Source organism: Treponema sp. SP13 (genome assembly GCF_050938355.1).
In the GTDB taxonomy this organism is placed as follows: domain Bacteria; phylum Spirochaetota; class Spirochaetia; order Treponematales; family Treponemataceae; genus Treponema_D; species Treponema_D socranskii.
Genome location: NZ_JADOVM010000018.1, coordinates 1 through 733, shown reverse-complemented (window position 1 = coordinate 733; position 733 = coordinate 1). Strand labels below are relative to the sequence as shown.

The 733-nt window shown below is 47.2% G+C and carries 1 protein-coding gene; it reads left to right on the top strand.

Annotated elements, in window-relative coordinates:
* A partial coding sequence (locus IZU26_RS13000) for an ISAs1 family transposase (protein ID WP_433279579.1) occupies positions 1-724 on the top strand: 724 nt, incomplete at its 5' end.
* Between the last annotated feature and the right edge of the window lie 9 nt (positions 725-733).

The window sequence follows — 733 nt, the reverse complement described above, 5'->3', positions numbered from 1 at the left end:
ACAGATAGGGGAATTGGGGCTGACACTCGCCCAAAGAACGGTCGAATCAAAGAGTAACGAGATTCCGGCTGTACCGGAATTGATAAAAGAGCTTGAAATCAAGGGCTGTATGGTAGTCGCAGACGCAATGAACTGTCAAATAGAGACTGCCGAAGCGATAATTGGGGCGGAAGCGGATTATTTGTTAAGTGCGAAGGGCAATCAGGAAGCACTTATGAACGATATCGCAGAGTATGTTCAGGATACGAAGCTGAGAGCGAAGATGGACAGCATCACGCGAACGGAAAGGGGACATGGGCGGAAGGAAAGCCGTAGTGCGTATACGAGTGATGATGTGAGCTGGCAACCGGGCGGCAGAATATGGCCGGCACTTAAATGCATTGGAGCACTTCATACGCGATTTGAGACGAGCAAAGGCGTGACGGAAGAATGGCATTATTATATTTCAAGTAAAGCGTTACGAGCGGAAGAGCTGCTCCATCATGCAAGAGAGGAATGGTCGGTAGAAACGATGCATTGGCTGTTGGATGTACATTTTGATGAGGACAGATGCAGAGTGCAGAGTAAGAACATACAGCAGAATCTCAATATGCTGCACAAATGTGCGCTTAACATAATCCGCATACATAAGCGAGAGACACAATCGAAGCTGCCTTTAAACGGCATTATGTTCCGCGCTCTTATGAATCCTCATGCGTTGTTACCGCTTTTAGGTAAAACTTGATTTCCGTGC